The following is a 19,899-nucleotide window of genomic DNA, read 5'->3' as shown; positions in this document are numbered from 1 at the left end:
GGGCGACGATGAGAAGCAGAAGAGACCTGCTCAAGTCCGCCGTGCTCGGCGGCGGCGCCGGCGTGGTCGCCGCCACAGCGCTGGGCTCGCTCGGCCCCGAGGCCGCCTTCGCGACCACGTCAGGCCCCGACCTCGAACCCGGCGCCCCCGACCCCGACTTCGCCGAGGGCCGCATCCGTTCGATCAAGGACAACACGCTCCTCGTCCTGGGCTCGAACGCGGTGTTCCACCGCATCAGGGTCGTCGACGGCACGAGCCTGTGGAAGCTGGGCCCCGTACCGTTCGACCAGGCCAAGCCCGGTGACGGCCTTTACGCCCGCGGCGTGCGCATGCCGGACGGCGAGCTCGCCGCCGAATCGGTGTGGCTGAACATCGTCAACATCAAGGGCCACATCACGAACATCAAGGACCAGACCCTCCACCTCGACCACCACGGCAAGGAAGTGCTCTGCCACGTCGTGGCCGGGAAGTCGGTCGCCATCCGGTCCGACGCGCCGCCGTCCTCGGACCTGTCGATGCTGAAAGTGAGCCAGCACGTGCAGATCCTGGGCGCCTGGCGGCCGGACACGAACGAGGTCGACATCGCCACCGTCTTCTCCCCGCACTAGGAGCGTCCACATGCACGGGATCGCCGCGTCGCAGCCGTACGTGATCGCCCTCTTCCTGGTCTGGGCGGGCCTGATGAAACTGCTCAGCCGGCGGATGCGGGCAGGGGCGGGGCACACCGCCCTGGCCCGGCTGGTCGGCCCGGCGCGCGCGGTCCCCGCGTTCCGGCTCGTGGCGCTCGCAGAACTCGCGGTGGCCGCCGCGCTCCTGCTCCCACCCCTCCTTCCGCTGGAGGCCGCGGCCGCCGCGGCGCTCTGCGCCGGCTTCCTCGCGTACCTGACCTACGCGCACGTCGCCGCGCCCACCGCGTCGTGCGGGTGCCTCGGCACCCACTCCCGCCCCGTGGACCTGCGCGCCTTCGCCCGCGCGGCGTTCCTGCTCGTCGCGAGCCTGCTCGCGCTCCCCGCCGACCCCGGCCCGCCGCTCGCGGCGCTCGCCCTCGCGGAGGTCGCCGTCCTGCTGGCCCTCTCGGCGGAGCTGGACCGCCACTGGCTCGTCCCCTCGCGGCGCCTCCTGGTACGGCTGCGCCGCCCCCTCGCCGCTCCCCCTCCGGCACAGGTCCCGCTGGCGACCTCGCTGCACCTGCTCTACCGCAGCCCCGCGTACTGCTCGGCGTCCGCGCAGCTCACCACGGACGTCCAGGACACCTGGGACGAGGACGGCCTGCGCTTCGTCGTCTACGGGGCACGGGAGCGGACGGCGGTCTTCGCCGTCCCCCTCACCGGCGACGATCCCTCGGCCGTCCGGGTCAGCCTGGTCCGCGAGCCGACGGGCGTCTGACCGGGGGCCATCGGGCACGCATTGCCGGGGCAGGTGGTACAGAAGGGATGAATACCCCCACAATGGGGTGATGGGATTTCCTCCGCAGCCTCAGGAACCACAGCCCGGCTACGGTCCCCCGCCCGGCCAGGGCGGCTACGGGCCTCCTCCGAGCCAGGGCGGCTACGGATCTCCTCAGGGCGGCGGCTACGACCCGCCGACGGTCCCGGCCTCGCCGTACGGCCCGCCCGGCTACTCCGGCCCGATCCCGTACGGTTCCCCGCCCGAGCAGCCCAACAAGGTGCTGATCGTCAGCGTGGTCGCGGCCGTGGCGGTGATCCTGCTGGCCGGCGGCGCGTACAGCGTGTACGCGTACACGGGTGCCCCGGACCCGGTCCCCACCGTCGCCCTGCAGACCCCTTCCCCGTCGCAGTCGGACGCTCCGTCGAGTTCGGCGTCCGGCGAGCCCACGTCCAGCCCTCCATCCGAGCCCAGCGCCGATCCCACGTCGGAACCCTCAGCACAGCCGAGCACCAACCCCGGCGAGCCGAACCGCCCCGAGCCCGGGGCGCCGATCACGCACGACGAGTTCCCCCACTGGAAGTTCCGCCTGGACGGCGTGAGCTTCACCGCCGACAAGACGGGCGGCTGGACGTACGACAGCTGCGACACGCTGGACGGGCAGGGCGAGCTGGCCAGGAACCAGTGCGAGCGCGCCGTCGAGCTCGCCTACTCGGCCTACTCGGGGCACCTCAAGGCGGTCCAGGTCATCATGTCGTTCCCGAACGAGGCTGCCGCCAAGACCGCCGCGACGCGCCTGGCCAAGCTGCCCGCCAAGGCCGTGAAGTGGCGCCGCGACCAGGTGCTCGACGACTTCGTCTACGGAAAGATCCGCTCAGGAGCGGTCGAGAAGTACGTCGTCGTCACGGCCGTCACCGCCGACAGGACGGCCCGTGCCAAGGCCACGAAGTTCCACCACTACCTCCAGGCGGACCACAAGAACTACTTCCTCTTCCGCGACCTGTGAGCCCCCGGGCCGAGCCGGTGGACGGCGGCGCACGGCGGCCGTCCTGAGTCCCGAGACCGCGGGTCCCGAGTCCCCCGAACCTCGGGGACACACACGATGCCCCCCGGTCAGCAGCGGCGGCGCACGCCGATAGCGTCTGCATCATGTTCGACTCCCACCAGGCCTCGGGGCTTCGATGATCGGCGCCATCGCGGACGACTTCACCGGTGCGACCGACGTCGCGGTGGCCCTGCGCCGCCGTGGCATCCCCACCGTGCTGTTCTTCGGGCTTCCGCCGGAGGCGGCGGAACCACCCGGGCACGACGCGGTCGTGATCGCGCTGAAGACCCGGACCGCCCCCAGGGCGGACGCGGTCGCGCAGTCGCTCGCCGCGCTCGGCCGGCTGCGCTCGCGCGGCGTCCGCCAGGTCTACGTCAAATACTGCTCCACGTTCGACTCCACGGCCGAGGGGAACATCGGGCCGGTCCTCGACGCCCTGGCCGGCGCCATGGACGTGCCCCTGGTCGCCATGACGCCCAGCTCGCCCGAGCATGGGCGCACGCAGTACAACGGCTACCTCTTCGTCGGTGACGTGCTGCTCGCCGAGTCGCACATGCGGCACCATCCCCTGACCCCGATGACCGACTCGTACCTGCCGCGCCTGATGGAGGGCCAGAGCGCGCACCGGGCGGGCGTCGTGACGCTGGCGCAGGTCCGGGCCGGGGCGATGGGGCGGCGGCTGGCCGAGCTGCGGGCGGAGGGCGTGCGCTACGCCCTCGTCGACGCCGTGGACGACGCCGACCTCGTGACCGCGGGGCGGGCGCTGGCGGGCGCGCCGCTGGTCGCGGGCGCGGCCGGGCTCGCCGGCGGGCTCGCCGCGGCGCACGCGCGGTCCGGGCACGACGACCCGCCCGCCCCGGCGCCGCAGGGTGCCGCGGCGGTGCTGGCGGGCAGCTGCTCGGCCCGTACGCTGGAGCAGGTCGCCGCCATGATCGAGGCGGGCAGGCCGGCCTACCGGCTGGACGCGCTGGCCGACCAGGACCCCGGGTCGCTCGCCCGGGACGCGCTCGCCTGGTACGACACGCTGGACGTCGAGGCCGGAGCGCCCCTCGTCTACGCATCGGCCGAACCCTCGGTGTTGCGCCGCGTGCAGGAGATCGTGGGCGCGGAGCGGTCGGCCGCGATCCTGGAGTCGGCGCTGGGCCGCGTCGCGCAGGGGCTGGTCGAGCGGGGTGTCACCCGCGTGGTCTCGGCCGGCGGCGAGACCTCGGGGGCCATCGTGAGCGCGCTCGGCGTGCCGGGCGGGCTGATCGGCGTGGAGGCGGCGCGGGGCGTGCCCTGGATCCACACGGCCTCCGGTCTCGCGCTCCTGCTCAAGTCAGGCAACTTCGGCGACGCCGGCCTGCTGGTGGACGCCTCACGATAACCCGCAGGCCCGAACCGCCGGCCGAGCCCTCACAATGACCCCGGCGAGCCCGAGCGCCGACCGGACCCTCACAACGACTCCGCGAGCCCGAACCCGCCGACCGGGCCCTCACGAAGACCCGGTCGAGTGGGAGGGCCGGGCGGCGGCGCGGGGCGTATCCCTGGTCTGGCCACGCACTCAGTCGAGCAGCCCCCGGTGGCGGGCCGCCGCGGCGGCCTGGGTGCGGGTGGACACCTCCAGCTTGGCCAGGATGTTGGAGACGTGCACGCTCACGGTCTTCTGCGCGATGAACAGCCGCTCGGCGATCTCCCGGTTGGTGAGCCCCTCCGCGACCAGGCGGAGCACCTCGGACTCGCGGGCCGTGAGCCCTCCGCCGCCGGCCCCGTGGCCACCGCCGGAACGGCCCCCGCGCCCCGCACCGCCGGAACGGCCCCCGCGCTCCGCGTCTCCGAAGCGGGCCCTGCGGCCGAAGTCGTGCAGCGCGTTCTCCAGCGGCGCGGCACGCAGCTTGCCCGCCGTCTCCCTGGCGAGATCCCACTCCGCCTGGGCCTCCTCGCGGTCGCCGGCGGCGAGCAGCGCCTCGGCCAGCCGCCAGCGGGCACGGGCCGTCTCGTAGACGAACCCGTAGTCGAAGGTCTCCACCACCTGCCGCCACAGCTCCACGTCGAGCCGGCCGTGCGCGCGGTGCCACTCGGCCTCCACGCGCAGGCCCCAGGCCCGGCCCTCGGGACCGAGATGGTTGCCTTCGCCGGTGGGGCCGGCCTCGATGGCGTCGCGGGCGCGGCGGCGCAGGGCGTCGGCGCCGTCGGTGCTGCCGAGCTCCGCCAGCGCCCACAGCCCGATGGCGGCCAGCCGGATGTTGCCCGCTTCGCCGTCGGTCAGCCGGGCCATGACCGCGTGCACGTGGTCGAGCGCGGCCTGGGGGTCGCCGTTCCACAGGGCGTGCTCGGCGGCCAGCCCCCGGGACATGTAGGCGGCCAGGTCGTCGGACCAGAACGGCCGCAACCACCCCAGCCGGCTCTCCACCGCCGGCAGGCCGCGCCCCACCTCGACGAACAGCGCGAAGGACGACAGGATGGCCTCGGGCAGCGTGCCCACCCGGGCGGGGAAGCCGCCCGCGACCGTCTCCGCCTCGTCCCACTCGCCCGCGACGTAGTGGATGAGGAAGCGCAGGAAGCGCAGGTCGGTGCCGTAGGTGCTCCACTTGAGGCCGGTCTCGAACGCCATGCGGATGCCCTCGTCGGTCACCTCCGCCGCGTGGTCGAGCAGGCCGCCTTCGTAGTGGATGCGGGCGTGGTGAAAGCGGGCGCGCAGGTCCATCGCCAGGTCGCCGGAGCCTTCGGCGGCGGCGATGTTGACCAGCTCGTGGGCCCTGCCGGCGTCACCTCGGTATTCGACGTAGGTGGCCAGCGTGAGCAGCGCCCCGACCTCGGCGTCTCTGGCCCCGGACGCGCGGGCGACGTCGAGCGCGCGGGCGGTGAGTCCCTCGATCTCGTGGTGGCGCGGGCTCCAGAGCAGCGTGCGGGCCTGGGTGGCCAGGGCGCGGGCGAGCTCGGGCCGGTCGCGCGCCGTCTCGACCGCGCGCTCCGCCGCCGCGATCGCGGCCTGCTGGTCGTCGACCTCGTAGAGGTAGTAGGCGAGCCGCTCCAGCACCTCGGACGTCGGTGGCAGGGCCCTGAGCTGGATGATCGCCCGGTGGTTGTCGCCGCTGCCGGCCGCCGTGACGGCGCTGCGGAACGCCAGCCCTTCCCGGCTCTCCCCGGCGAGCCCGGCCGCCCCGTCGACCCGCTCCCACAGGCTGAGCGCCCGCTCGTAGTGCTCGTGGGCCTCGGCGGGCGCGCCGAGGAGCGCGGCCTGGCGGCCCGCCTCGACGGAGGCCGCCAGCGCCCCGGCCAGGTCGTGACCGGCGAGATGGTGGTGGGCCAGCTCGGCGGGAGAGGACAGCAGCCGGGCGAAGGCGGCGTGCAGCCTGGTGCGCTCGCCGGGCAGCAGGTCGGTGTAGACGGCCTCCTGCAGCAGCGCGTGGCGGAAGGCGTAGCCGTAGCCGTCGACCCTGAGCAGCCCGCGCGAGACGATCTCCCGCACCGCCTCCTCGAACTCCGCCAGCGGCAGCCCTGACACCTCCCGCAGCAGCTCGTCCTCCACCCTGCGCACCGCCACGGCGGCGGCCCGCAACACGCGCTGCCCGGCCTCCGACAGCACCTCGACCCTGGTCATCAGCAGGCTGGCGAGCTCGTCGGGCAGCTCGTCACCCTCGGCCATGGCCGCGAAGAGCTCCTCCGCGTAGAACGGGTTGCCGTCGGCCCTGGACACGATGAGCCCGAGCTCCCGGACGCCCACCTCACCCATCGTGGCGACATAGTCAGACATGTCGCCCTCGCTCAGCGGCCCCAGCTCGACGTGCGTCACCGTCGGGAGCCGCTTCAGCTCCGCCAGCACCGAGCGCAGCGGATGGCGGCGGTGGAGATCGTCGGTGCGATAGGTGCCGACGACGCAGACGCGCTCGGTCTGCACCATGCGGCTGAGGAAGACCAGCAGGTCACGGGTGGACCGGTCGGCCCAGTGCAGGTCCTCGATCACGAACAGCACCGGCTGCACGTCGGCCAGCAGCCCGAGCAGCGACCCGAACAACCGCTGCTGGGTGAGGCCCGCCGACTGCGCGCTCTCCGTGCCGGGGAGCAGCTGGCCCAGCATCGGATGGGCGGCGGCGGCCTCGCGCACCTTCGGCTCCGCGCCGCGCAGCGCGTCGGCCAGCGGCAGGTAGGGCAGCGCGTCGCCCAGCTCGGCGCACTGGCCGGCCAGCACGTGGAAACCCCATTCACGGGCCTCGGCGACCAGCTCGGTGACAAGCCGGGTCTTGCCGATGCCGGCGTCACCGCCGACGAGGGCGACGCCCGCCATGCCGTCGGCGGCCGACCGCACCACCCGCACGAGCCTGGCCAGCTCGGCAGAGCGCCCGACGAGGAGACCTTTCACGCCAGAAACGATGCCACGCCCCTCCGACACTTTATTGGTCCGGGGAAACGGCCTCCGATTGGCCCTGATCTCCCTACCAAAAGCGTTTACGCTGCTCTTTCGTGATTCCTCCAACAACGTACGCCCTCTTCGTGACCGCCTCGCTCGCCCTGATCCTCATCCCGGGGCCGAACCATCTCTACATCACCGCCAGAGGCCTCGCCCAGGGCCGGGCGGCCGGCCTGGCCAGCGCGCTCGGCGTGGAGATCGGCACACTCGTGCACATCGCGGCGGCCGCCGCGGGCCTGTCGTACGTGATCTCGCAGTCGGCGACGCTCTTCGCGATCGTCAAGTGGGCGGGCGTCGCCTACCTCGTATACCTGGGCATCCGCGCGTTCATGGGCAAGGACGCCGAGACCGGGACACCGCTTCGGCAGCCGCTGCGCAAGGTGTTCCTCGAAGGCGTGCTGGTCAACGTGCTCAACCCCAAGGTGGCGCTGTTCTTCCTGGCGTTCCTGCCGCAGTTCGTCGACCCGGGCGCGGGCTCCCCGACCGTGCAGGTGGTGGTGTTCGGGCTCACGGCGCTGCTCCTGGGGCTGGTGTCGGACGTCGTGTACGCGTTCGCCGCCGGCGCGCTGGGCCGCCGCCTGCGCCGCAGGGCCAGGGCGCTGCGGTACGTCAGCGGCGTCGTCTACCTCGGTCTGGGAGTGGCCACCGCGTTCGCCGGAAGAAGATGATCCGTGCCGGTGCCGAAGCCGCGCCGCGGGACGGGTACGGCGGTTCAGAGAGCCAGCGCGGCCGGGATGCGGTCGAGCACGGGGTGGGGCGCGAGCCCGTACGCGTAGAAGTCGACCGCGAGCGCCCCCGCCGCCTTGGCGCCGCGGGCCTTGGCCACCAGCCGGTCGGCCGAGTCGCTGTCGGGATGCCCCGGCCGCAGCACGGCACGCACCTCACGATCCTTGCCCACGGACCGCAGGTAGGCTGCCACGTCGTCGGCCACCCTGGCCGCGTCGCGCGCGTAGGCCAGCACCCCGAAGGCGGGCACCAGGTCGCCGAGCGCCACCAGGTCGACGCCGAGCTGCCAGGCGTCATGGGCGGCAAGCCCCGGCGTGGGCAGCCCGTCGGCGTAACCCTTGACCGCGCCCGTGGAGTCGATGAACACCAGCTTGGAGCCCTCGTCCGCGACGGCGGAGGCCACCTCGGACACGAGCGTGGTCACGGTCTCCGACCGGGCCCTGGCGTAGGCCACGACCTCCGGCCCCGCGTACGCGGTCAGCGCCGCCCTGGTCACCTCGCCCTGCGCGGCCGGGTCGCCGTCGAGCACGCCGCCCACGATCCGCGCGCACTCGTCGCGCGCCACGTCGGCGTTCACGCCCAGGTCGGTGGCCCTGCGCATGCAGTAGTCGCAGAAGCAGAGCCCGAACAGGTAGGTGTCCATCGGCCCGAGCGGCACGAACGAGCGCTGCGGTCTGAGCGGCCTGAAGTGCAGCGACTCGGCCACCACGCTGTCGACTCCGAGCCTGGCCACCGCCCTGGCCAGCGCGACCGCGTATTCGCGCACGTCGGGGTGGGCGGGGCACAGGTCGGCGAGCGAGCCACGGTCGCCGAAGCAGTCGCGGACGGTCACGTCCGGATGTCTCTCGCCGAGCGTGGCGTTGCGCAGGAAGACCGTCCATCCGTGGAGCTTCATGGAGCGCTGCGCACAGGCCTCCCGAAGCCCGTCGAAAGCATCCTGGTAGCCCGGCACGGGAGCGAGCCGGAGCCCGGCGAACAGGTCGGGTGGCGGGGTGAAGTGGGCGCCGTCGTGGCGGACGGTCAGCCGGGACAGTCCGTGCGGGGTGACGTCGCGTGAGGCGTGGTGCACGGCGCCGACGGTGACGCCGCGCACGCCGTACGCGCTGATGTTGTCGAGCACCCGCTCGACGCCCTCGCCGCGCAGGTCCTCGACGAAGGCGTATACCGAACTGTCCACAAACAGACCTTAAGCGCTCTTGTGCGCGACGAAGTCGATCTCCACCAGGATGTCCAGCAGCTCGGACCCCACGGTGGTGCGTACGGGGAAGGGCGGGTTGAAGTACGACTTGTACACCTCGTTGTACGCGGCGAAGTCGCGCTTGAGGTGCTGCAGGTGGACCGTGGCCTTGACCACGTCGTCGAAGCCGAGGCCGTGCGCGGCGAGGATGGCGCCGAGGTTGCGCATGACCCGGTGGGTCTGGGTGGCGACGCCGTCGCCGTCGACCTCGCCGGTCTGCGGGTCGATCGGCCCCATGCCGGAGGTGTAGACGAAGTCGCCCACCACGAGCCCCTGGGAGTAGGCGCCGATCGGGGCGGCGCCCTCGGTGGTCCTGAGCTCCTTCTTCACGATTTCTCCCTAGAAGTTGGTGTGTATCGTGCCCACGACACGGTAGTCCTGGTCCACCAGAGGCAGCTCGCGCCACTTGTCGAACGCGGTGCACGGGTGCGAGATGCCGAAGGCCAGCAGGTCGCCGACCTCCAGCCCGTCGCCGCGCACCAGGGCGTGCTGGTCCTGCATCCTGGTGACGGTGACGCCCGCGCGCCGCGGGACGGGCAGCCCCTCGTCGTACGGCGCGTCCCGCTTGCCCATGCCGACGACCGCCAGCCCCGGCTCGGGCGTGGAGAGCACGTGCGCCCACACCTCCAGCGCCGGCCGCAGCTCGCCCTGGATGCGGGTGAACGGCGTGCGCTCGCGGTAGTAGCCGTCGTCGTGGGTGACGTAGGCGCCGCTGCGCAGCAGGATGCGGGCCTGGGTGGCGACGAGCTCGCGCCCGATCACGTCGAACCACTGGCTGCCGCCCACGGTCAGGATCGGGTCGCGGACGCGGAGGTAGGCGAGCGCCTCCTGCAACGAGTCCAGATATTTCCGCACATCGTCGGCGGTCTTGAGCGCGCCCTCGTACCCCGCGATCCCCGCCGGCTCGACCCCGGGCGTCTCCTGCGCGCAGGCCACCACCGCCAGCAGGTCGTCCAGCGAACGGCACCCGGCACGCCCGCCCTCGTGCCCCAGCTCCACCAGCACCCGGAACGGCCGCGACCCCGCGTGGCGGGCCAGGATGCCGATGCCGGCCACGGAGTCGGCGAAGCTCAGGAACTCGAACGCGGGATCGCGCTCCAGCTCGCCGGCCGCCCAGGCCAGCCCCGCCGGGTCGACGACCTGGTTGGCGACCATGATCCGGCTCGCCCCGAACCCCCTGGCCGCCTCGGCCTGGCGCGGCGTGGCGACGGTCAGACCCCAGGCGCCCGCTCCGAGCTGGAGCGCGGCGATCTCTGCGGACATGTGCGTCTTGACGTGCGGCGCGAGCTCCATGCCGTGGTCGCGGGCGAAGGCCGCCATCGTCGCCACGTTGTGCTCGAGCGCGTCCTGGCGCACCACCATCAGCGGGAAACCGAGCACTCCGTCGAAGATCGACCGCCCGAGCGTCTCCTGCACAAGCTCCCTTTCCCTCAGCGTCCGACGCCATCCTGACATCCCTGACATCCCGGGCATCCCGGCATCACGGCTTGAGCGCCCGCCCAGATGTGGCGCCGGTCAGCTCTCCCCCGGCCAGCACGCGCACCCCCGACACGAGCACGTCGTCCACGCCGGACGCGAGCGTGCGCGGAGCGGCGTACGTCGCCAGGTCGGCCACCGTGTCAGGGTCGAACACCACCACGTCGGCCGCGAACCCGCCCCGCACCAGCCCTCGGTCGGCCAGCCCGAACCGCCGGGCCGGATGCGCAGCCAGATGCACCGCGGCCTGCTCCCACGTCCAGTCGCCGAGCTCCCTGACATGCCGGCCAAGGAACCGGGCGAAGGCGCCGAACCCACGCGGATGCGGATGACCACCCACATAGATCCCGTCGGAGCCGCCGGTCTGGGACGGATGGCGCAACATCCGGCGTACGGACTCCTCGCCCTCGGGGCCCTCGTCGGGGCGGGCGGACACCACGCCCGCCTCCAGCCGCGTCTCCGTCAGGAGGCGGCGGCAGAACGCGGCCGGGTCCAGCCCCGCCCGCTCGGCCGCCGCCACCATGGTCAGGCCCTCCGCCCACTCCAGCCCGGGCGCGTGCGAGACGGTCAGCCTCGGCCAGGTGCCGGCCAGCGTCGGCCACCAGTCGTCCAGCCCGTCCGAGGCGATCATCTCCAGGGCGCGGTCGGTCTCGGCGCCGGGCACGGACGGCGGCAGCACGACCATGGCCAGGATCGTGTTGCCGCGCAGGTAGGGGTAGGTGTCGAAGGTCAGGTCGACGCCCTCGCCGAGCGCCTGCTCGACCAGCGGCAGCAGCACGCCGGCGGGGCCGTGCAGATGGGAGACGTGCACGGCGGCGCCGGAGCGCCGGGCGATGTCCACGACCTCCGCCATGCCGACCCCGGCCTGCGGACCGTAGGCGCGCATGTGGGTGACGTAGGGGAGCCCGCCGAGCGGGGCGCACAGCGCGGCCAGCTCCTCGGCGGAGGCGTAGCGGCCCGGCAGGTATTCGAGCCCGCTCGACAGGCCCGCCGCGCCCTCGGAGAGCCCGCGCTCGACGTGCCGCACCATCGCCGCGAGGTCTCCCGCCGAAGCGGGAGCGGGCGACGGGCCCATGACGTCGTAGCGGATGGTGCCGTGCGGCAGGAGGTAGGCGGTGTTCAGCGCCACCGCCCGGTCGTAGCCGTCGAGCAGCTCTCCCACGGTCAGCGGCCCGTCCTGAGGAGCCCGGCCGGGCAGAGCCCCGCCCCGCGGCGCCCCGTCGGACAGCGCCCCGTCGGACAGCGGCCCGTTGACGGCGGCGAAATAGCGGGCGGCGTAGGCGACGGTCGCGGCCGAGCCGGGCGCGAAGGACAGGCCGTCCTGCCCGAGCACGAACGTGGTCACCCCCTGCCGGAGCGCCGCCCGCTGCACGACCGGGTCGAACACGGCCGCGTCACCGTGGGCGTGGCAGTCCACGAAGCCGGGCGCGACGAACCGGCCCGTCGCGTCGATCACGGTCTCGGCCTGCGCATCGCCCAACCTGCCGACCGCCGCGATCCTGTCGCCGGAGACCGCCACGTCCGCCCGGAACGGCGGGGCGCCCGTGCCGTCGAGCACCCTGCCGCCGCTGATGACTACGTCGAACCTCACCCAAGGATTCAATCAGAGCCGCGGTACGGCTTCTGGCCGCACTCCACGGACTCGTTGACCGGATGTTCGGCCAGCAGGTCGCGGGCCTGCGAGCGGGCGAGGTTCCAGCCGTTCCACGGATCGGGACGGTCCAGCCCGTTGGCCTCGACCACGTCGGCGAGCACGCAACTGCGCTGCGGCTCGGGCAGCCGGTCCAGGGCCGGCACCGCCTCCGCGCCGAGATCGCCCAGGTAGTCGGAGTCCAGCTGGGTGCCGCCGCGCACCTCCACCTGCGAGTACGCGACCCGCAGGTCGGGGTTCACCACCGCGAACGCGCCCAGGCCGAGCGCGGTGACCAGCACGACCGTACGCGGCAGCCAGCCGGAGCCGCGCCCCGCGAACCGTACCGCCCCGGCCAGCAGCACCAGCGCGAACAACGATCCCAGCCACCAGACCGCGGCCTGCACCGACAACCGCAGCCTGGACAGGCCGTAGGCGTCGGTGTAGAGGTTCATGCGGTGCAGCGCCGAGACCAGCACCACCATCGTCAGCCCGCACAACATCGCGAGCAGCCCCGCCAGCACCCAGCGCTCGCGCCGCTCCGCCTTCAGCAGCCCGCCCGCCACGGCCACGATGCCCAGCACGAACACGCTGACCACGACCAGCTGGAAGAAGCCCTGCCTGGCGTACTCGGCGTAGGTGAGCCCCGCCGTCCTCAGCACCCGGGCATCGCCCCCGAACAGCGCCGTGATCTGCACCGCCACGAACGACGCGAACAGCAGGTTCACCGCCGTGAGCGGCACCAGCCAGATGCTCCTGCTCACCTTGAACTTCTTCTGCGGCCCCACGGGATCGTTCACCGGCCGCAGCGCGACCAGCACCACGGCGGCCAGCAGCACGGCGAAGAGCACGAAAAGGAAGATCCGCAGCGGCGCGGACTCCACCCAGTCCGGCGTGGTGGTCAGCCGCTCCAGATAGCTGGCGAACACCGCGTCCGCCGAGGCGAACAGCAGGCCGAAAACCGCCAGCAGCACCGCCGTGATGGCCAGGGCGGCCAGCGTGGGCATCACGCGCCGCCTGGCCGTCAGCTTCTTCAGCGGCCCGGCCAGGAACCAGTGCACGGGACCCAGCGCGAGCACCACGGACACGCCGCCCCTGATCACGCCCAGCCAGCCCGCGCCCGCCCCGGAGACCGCCAGCGCGCCCAGCCCGGCCCCCGCCACGAGCAGGATCGCGACCAGCCAGTCGGCGTCGCGCACCGCCGCCATGGCGATCAGGAAGTACGCCAGCACCCCGAACGCCACCGTCCACGGCGTCATCCGGCGCGTCACAGCCGGGAACGCCGCCGCGCCCAGCACCAGCGCCACCAGCACGAACCCCAGGCCCACCTGGGCGTCCGGCAACGCCACCGCCGCGAACACCCCGGCCCCCACCGCGGCGGGCAACAACCAGCGGGGCGCGTCGGGCAGGTCGGGCTTGGGGAACAGCGGCGGCGGCACGTACGGCGGCGGCCCCACCGGCCCGCCCCCAGGCCCCACCTGAACGCCCGGGCCCGCGTAGGCGACCGGCCCCAAGGGGACCCCCGGTCCGGCCTGGCCGCCCGCGGGACGTGCCGGTCCGGACGCCGCGCCGCCGTGACCGGCCATCGCCCCCGCCTGCCAGCCCGCGCCTCCCGCCTGCCCGCGGTAGGGACCCACCTGGTACGCCACCGCAGCTGTGCGCCGCGCTGACCCCGCCCCCATGGCCACGCCCACGGCGCCCATGACGGCGACGCTCACGACGAGCGTGACCAGGGCGAATCCGGCTCCGACCGCGATACCGGCGAACGCGGCGGCGAACAGCCCCACCGCGAACCCGGCCAGCACCCCGATGACCCCGCCGCCGATCATCCTGGCGTAGCTCGCGCCGACGGGCGGCGACCCGCCGGGCACGGTCGCGTCCACGGCTCTCCCCCCAGCCGTCGCCACGACGCCACCGGCCGCATGACCCGCCGAGGCCGCCGCAACGGGACCGGCGTCCGCCGCGGGAGCGCCCTCGACACCACGGCCGGCCTCCGGTGCGCGCCGTGTCGTGGCGCCTTCGGCAGGCGCCGGATCCCCGCTGCCACCCGGGGACGAAGGTCCGGTCGCGACGCTCATCACGGCGCCGGCGGGAGCGGCCTGAGTACCCGGAGATGTCCCCGGAGATGTCCCCGGAGATGTCCCCGGAGATGTCCCCGGAGATCCCGGCTGTGAGCTTCCGCCGTCCGCCGTCGCGGCCGCGCCCTCCACACCGTCGGTCCCCCGTCCCGCGACAAGCCCCGCAACGGCCCCCGCCGCTGGAACGGCCTCCGATGCGGCTCCCGGTGCGGAAGCGGCAGCCGGCGCGGAACCGGCCTCAGGCGTCGGAGCGCCCGCCGGTGCGGGAGCGGCCTCAGGCGCCGATGCGGTGACCGCGCCGCGGCCGGCGGCGGGATCGGCGGCGGGATCAGCGGCGGGATCAGCGGCGGGATCGGCGGCGGGATCGGCGACGTCCCTTTCCAGCGCCTCGCTCCCGACGGCCGGCGACCGTTCGTCCCCCGTGCTTCGTTCGTGTTCCAATGGCGTGTCCGCCATCGTCGTCCTCCCTGGTAATTCGACGACCATCCGGCACCCCGGCCGGTCGTCGATGCGGATGGAACCCCCGTGCAGCTCGACGATCTCCTTCACGATGGCCAGCCCCAGTCCCGCGCCTCCCGCGTCGGCGGTGCGTCCCGCGTCCAGCCGGGAGAAGCGTTCGAAGACGCGTTCCCTGGCCGCCGCCGGGATGCCGGGCCCCGGGTCGGTGACGGCGAGCCGTACCGCGTCGCCCTCTTCGGCGCCGCTGACGGTGACCACGCCGCCCGGCGGGCTGTGGCGTACGGCGTTGTCGAGGAGGTTGGACAGGACCTGGGCGAGCAGGTCGGGGTCGGCGCGCACCCCCAGCCGGCCCGGGACCACCCACCGGATGGTGACGTCGTCGCGGGCCAGCGACGCCTCGCGGACCGCCTGCTCGACGTGCCGCGCCAGTTCGACGGGCTCGGGCTCGATGAGGCGGACCCCGGAGTCCAGCCGCGACAGGTCGAGCAGCTGGGCGACGAGCCGTCCGAGCCGCTCGGTCTGGGCGAGCGCCGTCGACATGGTGACGGGGTCGGGCGCGGAGACGCCGTCCACGACGTTCTCGAGGATGGCGCGGAGCCCGGTGATGGGCGTGCGGAGCTCGTGGCTGACGTTCGCGACGAGCTCGCGCCGCTGCCGGTCGACCTCGCCGAGGTCGGCCGCCATCGCGTTGAACGCCCTGGCCAGCTCCCCCACCTCGTCGCGCGAGGTGGCGCTGACGCGCAGCGTGTAGCTGCCCTTGGCGATCGTCTGGGCGGCGCTGGCCATCTGGCGCAGCGGCTTGGTCATGCCCATGGCCAGCACCTGCACCATGATCAACGCCAGGACGACGGCGACCGCGATGCGCACCTCGCCGGCCAGGCCGGAGGCGATGCCGACCTCGTTCACCACGAACGCCGTGCCCACGGCCAGCACGATGACGATGCCGAGCTTGACCTTGATCCGGCCGAGGAAGTCGAGCGGCCTCATTGGCGCACCAGCGCGTAGCCGACGCCGTGGACGGTGCGCACCACGTCGGAGCCGAGCTTGCGGCGCAGCGCCCGTACGTGGCTGTCGACGGTCCTGGTCGCGGCGGCTTCGGAGAAGCCCCACACGTCGGACAGCAGCCGGTCGCGCTCGAAGACCTGTCCCGGCCGCTCGGCCAGGCGCCGCAGCAGGTCGAACTCCGTCCTGGTGAGCTGCGCCTCCACGCCGCGCACGAACACCCTGCGCGCCGCGGTGTCGATCTCGACCTCGCCGACCCTGATCACGGTGTCCTCGACGGCGAGCTGGGAGGCGCGTTCGACCCGGCGCAGCAGCGCGTGGATCCGCGCGACCAGCTCGCGCATGCTGAACGGCTTGGCCAGGTAGTCGTCCGCGCCGACGCCGAGCCCGACGAGCACGTCGGTCTCGTCTCCGAGCGCGGTCAGCATGAGCACGGGCACCGGCCTGGCCGCCTGCATCCGGCGGCACACCTCCAGTCCGTCGAGACCGGGCAGCAGCCGGTCGAGGATCACCAGGTCGGGTTCGGCCCTGCCGTACTGGACGAGGGCGTCCTGCCCGTCGCCCGCCACCCTGACGTGGAAGCCCTCGGCCGCCAGCCTGTTCCTGACGGCCAGGGCGATCGTCACATCGTCCTCGACCACGAGGATGCGCCGCTGCTCTGCCACGTACGGAAGCCTAGAAGCGCCCTGTGCAGACGACACTGCTGAATCTGTGCACATCCGGTGCAGACTGGGCGGGTGAACACCGCCGCATATCTGCGCCGCCTCGGCCTGCCCGGTCTGCGAGGCGCTCCCGTCAGCGTCGAGAACCTGCGGGCGCTGCACGTCGCGCACGTCGAACGGGTCCCGTACGAGGTCCTGGAGATCTGGCTGGGCCGCCCCACCACCGTCGATCCCGTCGAGTCGGCCGAGCGGATCATCCGCGGCCGGGGCGGCTACTGCTACCACCTCAACGGCGCGTTCTCCGAGCTGATCGGGGCGCTCGGCTACGACGTGACCCGGCATGTCGGCGGCGTCCAGACTCGCGGCATCGGGCCGGGCGTCACCGGCAACCACCTGGTGCTCACCGTGCGCGGCCTGCCGGCTGACGGCAACCCTGGCGGCGAGTGGCTGGTCGACGTCGGGCTGGGCGACGGCCTCCACGAGCCGATCCCGCTGGTCGCCGGCTCCTCCCGGCAGGGCCCTTTCACGTACGGGCTGCGCCCCTCGGAGGTCGCGCCCGGCGGCTGGCGGTTCGACCACGATCCGAGTGGTTCGTTCGAAGGTATGGATTTTGATCCGGCGCCCACGGATATATCGGCCTTCGTCAGCATGCATGGCCATTTGACGACGTCTCCGACGTCCGGGTTCGTCCGGGTCGCCGTCGTGCAACGGCGCGACGGCTCGGGCGTCGACCTCCTGCGCGGGCTGGAGCTGCGCCGCGTGGGGACGGGCGCGCACACGATCATGCTGGACACGGCCCGCGACTATTTCGCGGCCCTGGCGGACGTGTTCGCGCTGCCGCTCGACGACGTGAGCCCCGAGGAGAAGGAGAAGCTCTGGCGCAAGATCGACGAGGCGCACAGGGCCTGGCTGGCAGGCGATCCCGCATGATGGCCACGCGTGCGCACGGGCGCTATCGTGCACCTCGAGATGGGTGAGACCAGCAAGCTGGCCGGCCGCTACCGGCTGCTCAACCCCCTGGGCGCGGGGTCCGTCCTCCTGGCCTTCGACGAGGTTCGCCATCGCGACGTCGCGGTCAGGCGGCTGCGCGTGCCCGCCGAGCTGCGTGACGCCGCGCTGCACGAGGCCCGCAGGGCCACCACGCTGCGGCACGCCTCGATCGTGCGGGTGCTGGACGTCGTGATCGAGGATCGCACGCCGTGGCTGGTGATGGAGTTCGTCTCGGGCGCCTCGCTGGAGCAGGCCGTGCGCTCGCGCCGGCCGCTGCCCGTCCCGCAGGCGGCGCGGGTCGGGGTGTGCGTCCTGTCGGCGCTGGCCACGGCGCACGAGGCGGGCGTCGTGCACGGGCGGGTCGATCCCGGCAACGTGCTGCTCACCACGACGGGGCGGGCGGTGCTCACGGGGTTCGGCTTCCCCAGCCTCAGCATGCTGCCGTCGGCCGACCTGTGGTCGATGGCCGCCACGCTGCACTTCGCGATCGAGGGCCGCCCGCCCGGCCAGATGCCCGCGGAGGGCGCCGACCCGCTCAGGTCCCTGGTCAGAGCGATGTTGCACCCGGCGGGGGCGCCGCCGATGGACGTGGTGCGCGAGACGCTCGACCGGCTGGCCGTGGACCGCCCGCTCGACGCGGTCATCGCGGCCTCGGGCCCGCTGCCGCCCGCGGGCGCGGCCGCGATCGGGCTGGCCGTGCTCGACGGGCTGCTGGCCGTCGGCGAGTTCCACGGCGGGGTGCAGCCGGGCAACGTCATGATCGACGGGAGCGGGCGGGCGCGGCTCCTGCCGCTGCTGCGCGCGGGCACGCTGCCCGCCTACACCGCCCCCGAGGCCACCCAGAGCCAGGAGGCCGACCTGTGGTCGCTGGGCGCGACGCTCTTCGCCGCGGTCGAAGGTGCTCCCCCCGCCCCTGGCGCGCGGCTGACGAGGGCGGGAGCGCTGGCGCCTGTCCTGTTACGGCTGCTCGCGGGGCATCCGCAGGACCGCCCGACGCCCGACGAGCTCCGCTCCGGCCTTCTCGCGATCATGGCTCGACAGGGTTGAAAGACTGCGCAACGATTGCGATACATCGCGAGCGGAACAACGGCGGCGGCCCCACTCGTTGGACAGGCGACGCACAATGTGGAAGAGGCGGGGCGCGCGCTCCGCGTTCGGAGGATGTTGAGGATGTCGCCAGTCCAGAAGTACGCCATTGGCGCAGGCGCCGCGGTCCTGCTGTCGCTGATGATCTTTGGCACCGGCTTTGTCACCCTGCTGGTTGTCCTCGGCGTGGTCGCCGCTCCGGTGATCGGTTACCTGATGCTCGACCCGTCACAGCGCGAGCGCCTCAAGAGGGCGCGCAAGCGCGGCATCGGCCGCTGAGCCCGCCCGGCGGAGGCCTCAGGCCTCCGCCGCGGTCAGCGCCGCCTGCACCCGCTGGGTCACCCTGCGCTCGACGTAGAACGACAGGAACGGCACCGTGCCGCCCAGCATGACACCGAGCATGTACGGCCACGTCCAGCGTGCCTTCATGCCCAGGTTCATGACGGTGACGAGATAGATCATGTAGAGCCCGCCGTGGATGGGGGCGATGATCTTCGACAGGGCCGGCTCGTCGAAGCCGTAACGCAGCACCATGCCGACGCACAACACCAGCAGCATGACGCCGACCACGTATGCCAGCACCCGGAAGGGCTTCAGAGCCGATTCCACGATTTAACCTTCCAGAGCCATCTCAGGGGACTTGCCACGTTCCCGATCCGCTCGTACGGCGTCGCGTACGAAGTGGAACCACATGAAAACGGCGAATCCGGCAAAGATCCACCAGTTGGCGGCGTAAGCGAGGTTACGCCAGGTGAGCGTGCCGCCGACCACGGGCGGGTCGACCTTGACCTGTGCCAGCGAGCCCGACGGCGGTTGCGCGACGACATAGCCGGCGCGCACCTTCTGCCCCGTCCACAGGTTGACCAGCTCGCCCGTGGACACCGTCTGCACCTGACCGGCCGGCAGGCCCTCGCCGCGGCGCTGCACGCTGTCGGTGCCCTGCTGCGGGCGCAGCCTCCCCGGCACCGCGATCCGGCCCTCGGGAACGGCCGCCACCGCGGGATCGTCCGGCGTCTTCACCCAGCCGCGCACCACCGGCATCAGCGTGCCGTCGTCGAGCCGGAGCGGCGTGAGCACCCAGTAGCCGTGGTCGCGGGAGACGTTGCCGCCGGGGGCGTCGACGTCGGGCCGCCGGTCGGCCACCAGGAGCTGGCGGCCGGCGTCATAGGAGCCCTCCGCCGTGACCCTGCGGCCGACGGCCTCACCGTTCAGCTGGGAGCTCACCTGGGCGAGCGTGGTGACCGCGACAGGCGCGGGGTCGGTGGAGGCGCGCGGCTTCCCCGAGTCGTTGAAGACGCCGAGCTGCCAGCGGCCGAGCAGGATGAATGCGATGAGGACCCCGATGGTCAGCAGGTGCAGCCCCAGCATGCGCGGGGAGAGCAGGGTCCTCAGCATGTTGTCAAAACTATCCGCCGGGTGGGGTGGTCCCCTAATCAGGCCGCCCCTGCGGCAGGGCGTGCCCCACCCCTACAGATCCCGCCAAACTCCGCAAATGTCACAGGCGCTCACGCTAAGCTGCTGCTCATGTCTGACCAGCATATCGACCCGGCGGGCAACACCCAGCAGTTCCGCGCGTTCGCGCAGCGGCGCGAGCAGGAAGCCTCGGTCCCGCCGAAGAAGTCGCCCATCGTTCCCATCATCGCCGTCGTCGTCGCGGTCGTGATCGTCGGCGTCGTCGCCTTCCTCCTGCTCCAGTAGGCATCCGGCCAGGACGACCCGCCGCGGAGGCCGT

At 73.1% G+C, this 19,899-nt stretch carries 18 protein-coding genes; 9 read left to right on the top strand and 9 right to left on the bottom strand.

What is annotated here, in order from left to right; genetic code table 11:
- Nucleotides 1–8 precede the first annotated feature (8 nt).
- The 4 genes from ABGB14_RS10645 (at nt 9) to otnK (ending at nt 3,797) form a co-directional block, all read left to right on the top strand.
- A complete protein-coding gene (locus ABGB14_RS10645) occupies nt 9–608 on the top strand; it encodes a cell wall protein (RefSeq protein WP_347643419.1) in 600 nt (199 codons plus the stop codon).
- 10 nt (nt 609–618) lie between these two features.
- Complete coding sequence (locus ABGB14_RS10640) at nt 619–1,386, top strand: MauE/DoxX family redox-associated membrane protein (RefSeq protein WP_347643418.1); 768 nt, start codon at nt 619–621, stop codon at nt 1,384–1,386.
- A 70-nt stretch (nt 1,387–1,456) separates the two neighbouring features.
- Nucleotides 1,457–2,392, top strand: a complete 936-nt coding sequence (locus tag ABGB14_RS10635; RefSeq protein ID WP_347643417.1) for a hypothetical protein — start codon at nt 1,457–1,459, stop codon at nt 2,390–2,392.
- A 175-nt stretch (nt 2,393–2,567) separates the two neighbouring features.
- Nucleotides 2,568–3,797, top strand: a complete 1,230-nt coding sequence (gene otnK, locus ABGB14_RS10630; RefSeq protein WP_347643416.1) for a 3-oxo-tetronate kinase — start codon at nt 2,568–2,570, stop codon at nt 3,795–3,797.
- A gap of 177 nt (nt 3,798–3,974) precedes the next feature.
- Here the strand turns inward: otnK and ABGB14_RS10625 are convergent, their stop codons facing one another.
- Nucleotides 3,975–6,773 carry an AAA family ATPase gene (locus ABGB14_RS10625; protein WP_347643415.1) on the bottom strand — a complete coding sequence of 933 codons (2,799 nt, stop codon included), beginning with the start codon at nt 6,771–6,773 and terminating at the stop codon, nt 3,975–3,977.
- 101 nt (nt 6,774–6,874) lie between these two features.
- Here ABGB14_RS10625 and ABGB14_RS10620 point away from each other — a divergent pair, with 101 nt between their 5' ends.
- Complete coding sequence (locus ABGB14_RS10620; protein WP_347643414.1) at nt 6,875–7,489, top strand: LysE family translocator; 615 nt, start codon at nt 6,875–6,877, stop codon at nt 7,487–7,489.
- A 44-nt stretch (nt 7,490–7,533) separates the two neighbouring features.
- On the opposite strand, the gene ABGB14_RS10615 is transcribed toward ABGB14_RS10620, so the two are convergent.
- The 6 genes from ABGB14_RS10615 to ABGB14_RS10590 form a co-directional block, all read right to left on the bottom strand.
- Nucleotides 7,534–8,724: a hypothetical protein gene (locus ABGB14_RS10615; RefSeq protein WP_347643413.1), complete on the bottom strand. Its 1,191-nt coding sequence runs from the start codon at nt 8,722–8,724 to the stop codon at nt 7,534–7,536.
- Nucleotides 8,725–8,733: 9 nt separating this feature from the next.
- Nucleotides 8,734–9,117, bottom strand: coding sequence for a Rid family detoxifying hydrolase (locus ABGB14_RS10610; protein ID WP_347643828.1), 384 nt, complete (start codon nt 9,115–9,117; stop codon nt 8,734–8,736).
- Nucleotides 9,118–9,123: 6 nt separating this feature from the next.
- Nucleotides 9,124–10,200: an alanine racemase gene (locus ABGB14_RS10605; protein ID WP_347643412.1), complete on the bottom strand. Its 1,077-nt coding sequence runs from the start codon at nt 10,198–10,200 to the stop codon at nt 9,124–9,126.
- Nucleotides 10,201–10,264: 64 nt separating this feature from the next.
- Nucleotides 10,265–11,851 carry an amidohydrolase family protein gene (locus ABGB14_RS10600; protein ID WP_347643411.1) on the bottom strand — a complete coding sequence of 529 codons (1,587 nt, stop codon included), beginning with the start codon at nt 11,849–11,851 and terminating at the stop codon, nt 10,265–10,267.
- Nucleotides 11,852–11,859: 8 nt separating this feature from the next.
- Nucleotides 11,860–15,414: a DUF4153 domain-containing protein gene (locus tag ABGB14_RS10595; RefSeq protein WP_347643410.1), complete on the bottom strand. Its 3,555-nt coding sequence runs from the start codon at nt 15,412–15,414 to the stop codon at nt 11,860–11,862.
- Nucleotides 15,411–16,070 (bottom strand): response regulator transcription factor, encoded by a 660-nt coding sequence (locus ABGB14_RS10590; protein ID WP_347643827.1) that lies wholly within the window; start codon nt 16,068–16,070, stop codon nt 15,411–15,413. The genes ABGB14_RS10595 and ABGB14_RS10590 overlap by 4 nt, the downstream gene beginning before the upstream one ends.
- Before the next feature lie 96 nt (nt 16,071–16,166).
- On the opposite strand from ABGB14_RS10590, the gene ABGB14_RS10585 reads away from it, so the two are divergent.
- The 3 genes from ABGB14_RS10585 (at nt 16,167) to ABGB14_RS10575 (ending at nt 18,446) form a co-directional block, all read left to right on the top strand.
- Complete coding sequence (locus ABGB14_RS10585; protein ID WP_347643409.1) at nt 16,167–17,021, top strand: arylamine N-acetyltransferase; 855 nt, start codon at nt 16,167–16,169, stop codon at nt 17,019–17,021.
- Nucleotides 17,022–17,030: 9 nt separating this feature from the next.
- Complete coding sequence (locus ABGB14_RS10580) at nt 17,031–18,128, top strand: protein kinase (protein WP_347643408.1); 1,098 nt, start codon at nt 17,031–17,033, stop codon at nt 18,126–18,128.
- A gap of 123 nt (nt 18,129–18,251) precedes the next feature.
- Entirely contained in the window at nt 18,252–18,446 is a 195-nt protein-coding gene (locus ABGB14_RS10575; protein ID WP_132340063.1) for a hypothetical protein, read from the top strand.
- Nucleotides 18,447–18,464: 18 nt separating this feature from the next.
- Here the strand turns inward: ABGB14_RS10575 and ABGB14_RS10570 are convergent, their stop codons facing one another.
- Complete coding sequence (locus ABGB14_RS10570) at nt 18,465–18,776, bottom strand: DUF3817 domain-containing protein (RefSeq protein WP_347643407.1); 312 nt, start codon at nt 18,774–18,776, stop codon at nt 18,465–18,467.
- 3 nt (nt 18,777–18,779) lie between these two features.
- Nucleotides 18,780–19,562, bottom strand: a complete 783-nt coding sequence (locus ABGB14_RS10565) for an SURF1 family protein (protein WP_347643406.1) — start codon at nt 19,560–19,562, stop codon at nt 18,780–18,782.
- Nucleotides 19,563–19,691: 129 nt separating this feature from the next.
- Between ABGB14_RS10565 and ABGB14_RS10560 the strand changes: the two genes are divergently transcribed.
- Nucleotides 19,692–19,865 (top strand): hypothetical protein, encoded by a 174-nt coding sequence (locus ABGB14_RS10560; protein WP_347643405.1) that lies wholly within the window; start codon nt 19,692–19,694, stop codon nt 19,863–19,865.
- The last annotated feature ends 34 nt before the right edge of the window (nt 19,866–19,899 follow it).

The organism is Nonomuraea sp. B10E15, assembly GCF_039871615.1.
Classification (GTDB): domain Bacteria; phylum Actinomycetota; class Actinomycetes; order Streptosporangiales; family Streptosporangiaceae; genus Nonomuraea.
The sequence above is the reverse complement of the archived record's forward strand: the minus strand, read 5'-3'. Positions and strand labels throughout refer to the sequence as shown.

What these genes read in the sequence shown, in the direction of transcription:
- ABGB14_RS10635 (WP_347643417.1), top strand. Translation starts at nt 1,457, where the DNA reads ATGGGATTTCCTCCGCAGCCTCAGGAACCACAGCCCGGCTACGGTCCC.
- ABGB14_RS10645 (WP_347643419.1), top strand. Translation starts at nt 9, where the DNA reads ATGAGAAGCAGAAGAGACCTGCTCAAGTCCGCCGTGCTCGGCGGCGGC.
- ABGB14_RS10595 (WP_347643410.1), bottom strand. Translation starts at nt 15,414, where the DNA reads ATGAGGCCGCTCGACTTCCTCGGCCGGATCAAGGTCAAGCTCGGCATC.
- ABGB14_RS10560 (WP_347643405.1), top strand. Translation starts at nt 19,692, where the DNA reads ATGTCTGACCAGCATATCGACCCGGCGGGCAACACCCAGCAGTTCCGC.
- ABGB14_RS10565 (WP_347643406.1), bottom strand. Translation starts at nt 19,562, where the DNA reads ATGCTGAGGACCCTGCTCTCCCCGCGCATGCTGGGGCTGCACCTGCTG.
- otnK (WP_347643416.1), top strand. Translation starts at nt 2,568, where the DNA reads ATGATCGGCGCCATCGCGGACGACTTCACCGGTGCGACCGACGTCGCG.
- ABGB14_RS10640 (WP_347643418.1), top strand. Translation starts at nt 619, where the DNA reads ATGCACGGGATCGCCGCGTCGCAGCCGTACGTGATCGCCCTCTTCCTG.
- ABGB14_RS10575 (WP_132340063.1), top strand. Translation starts at nt 18,252, where the DNA reads ATGTCGCCAGTCCAGAAGTACGCCATTGGCGCAGGCGCCGCGGTCCTG.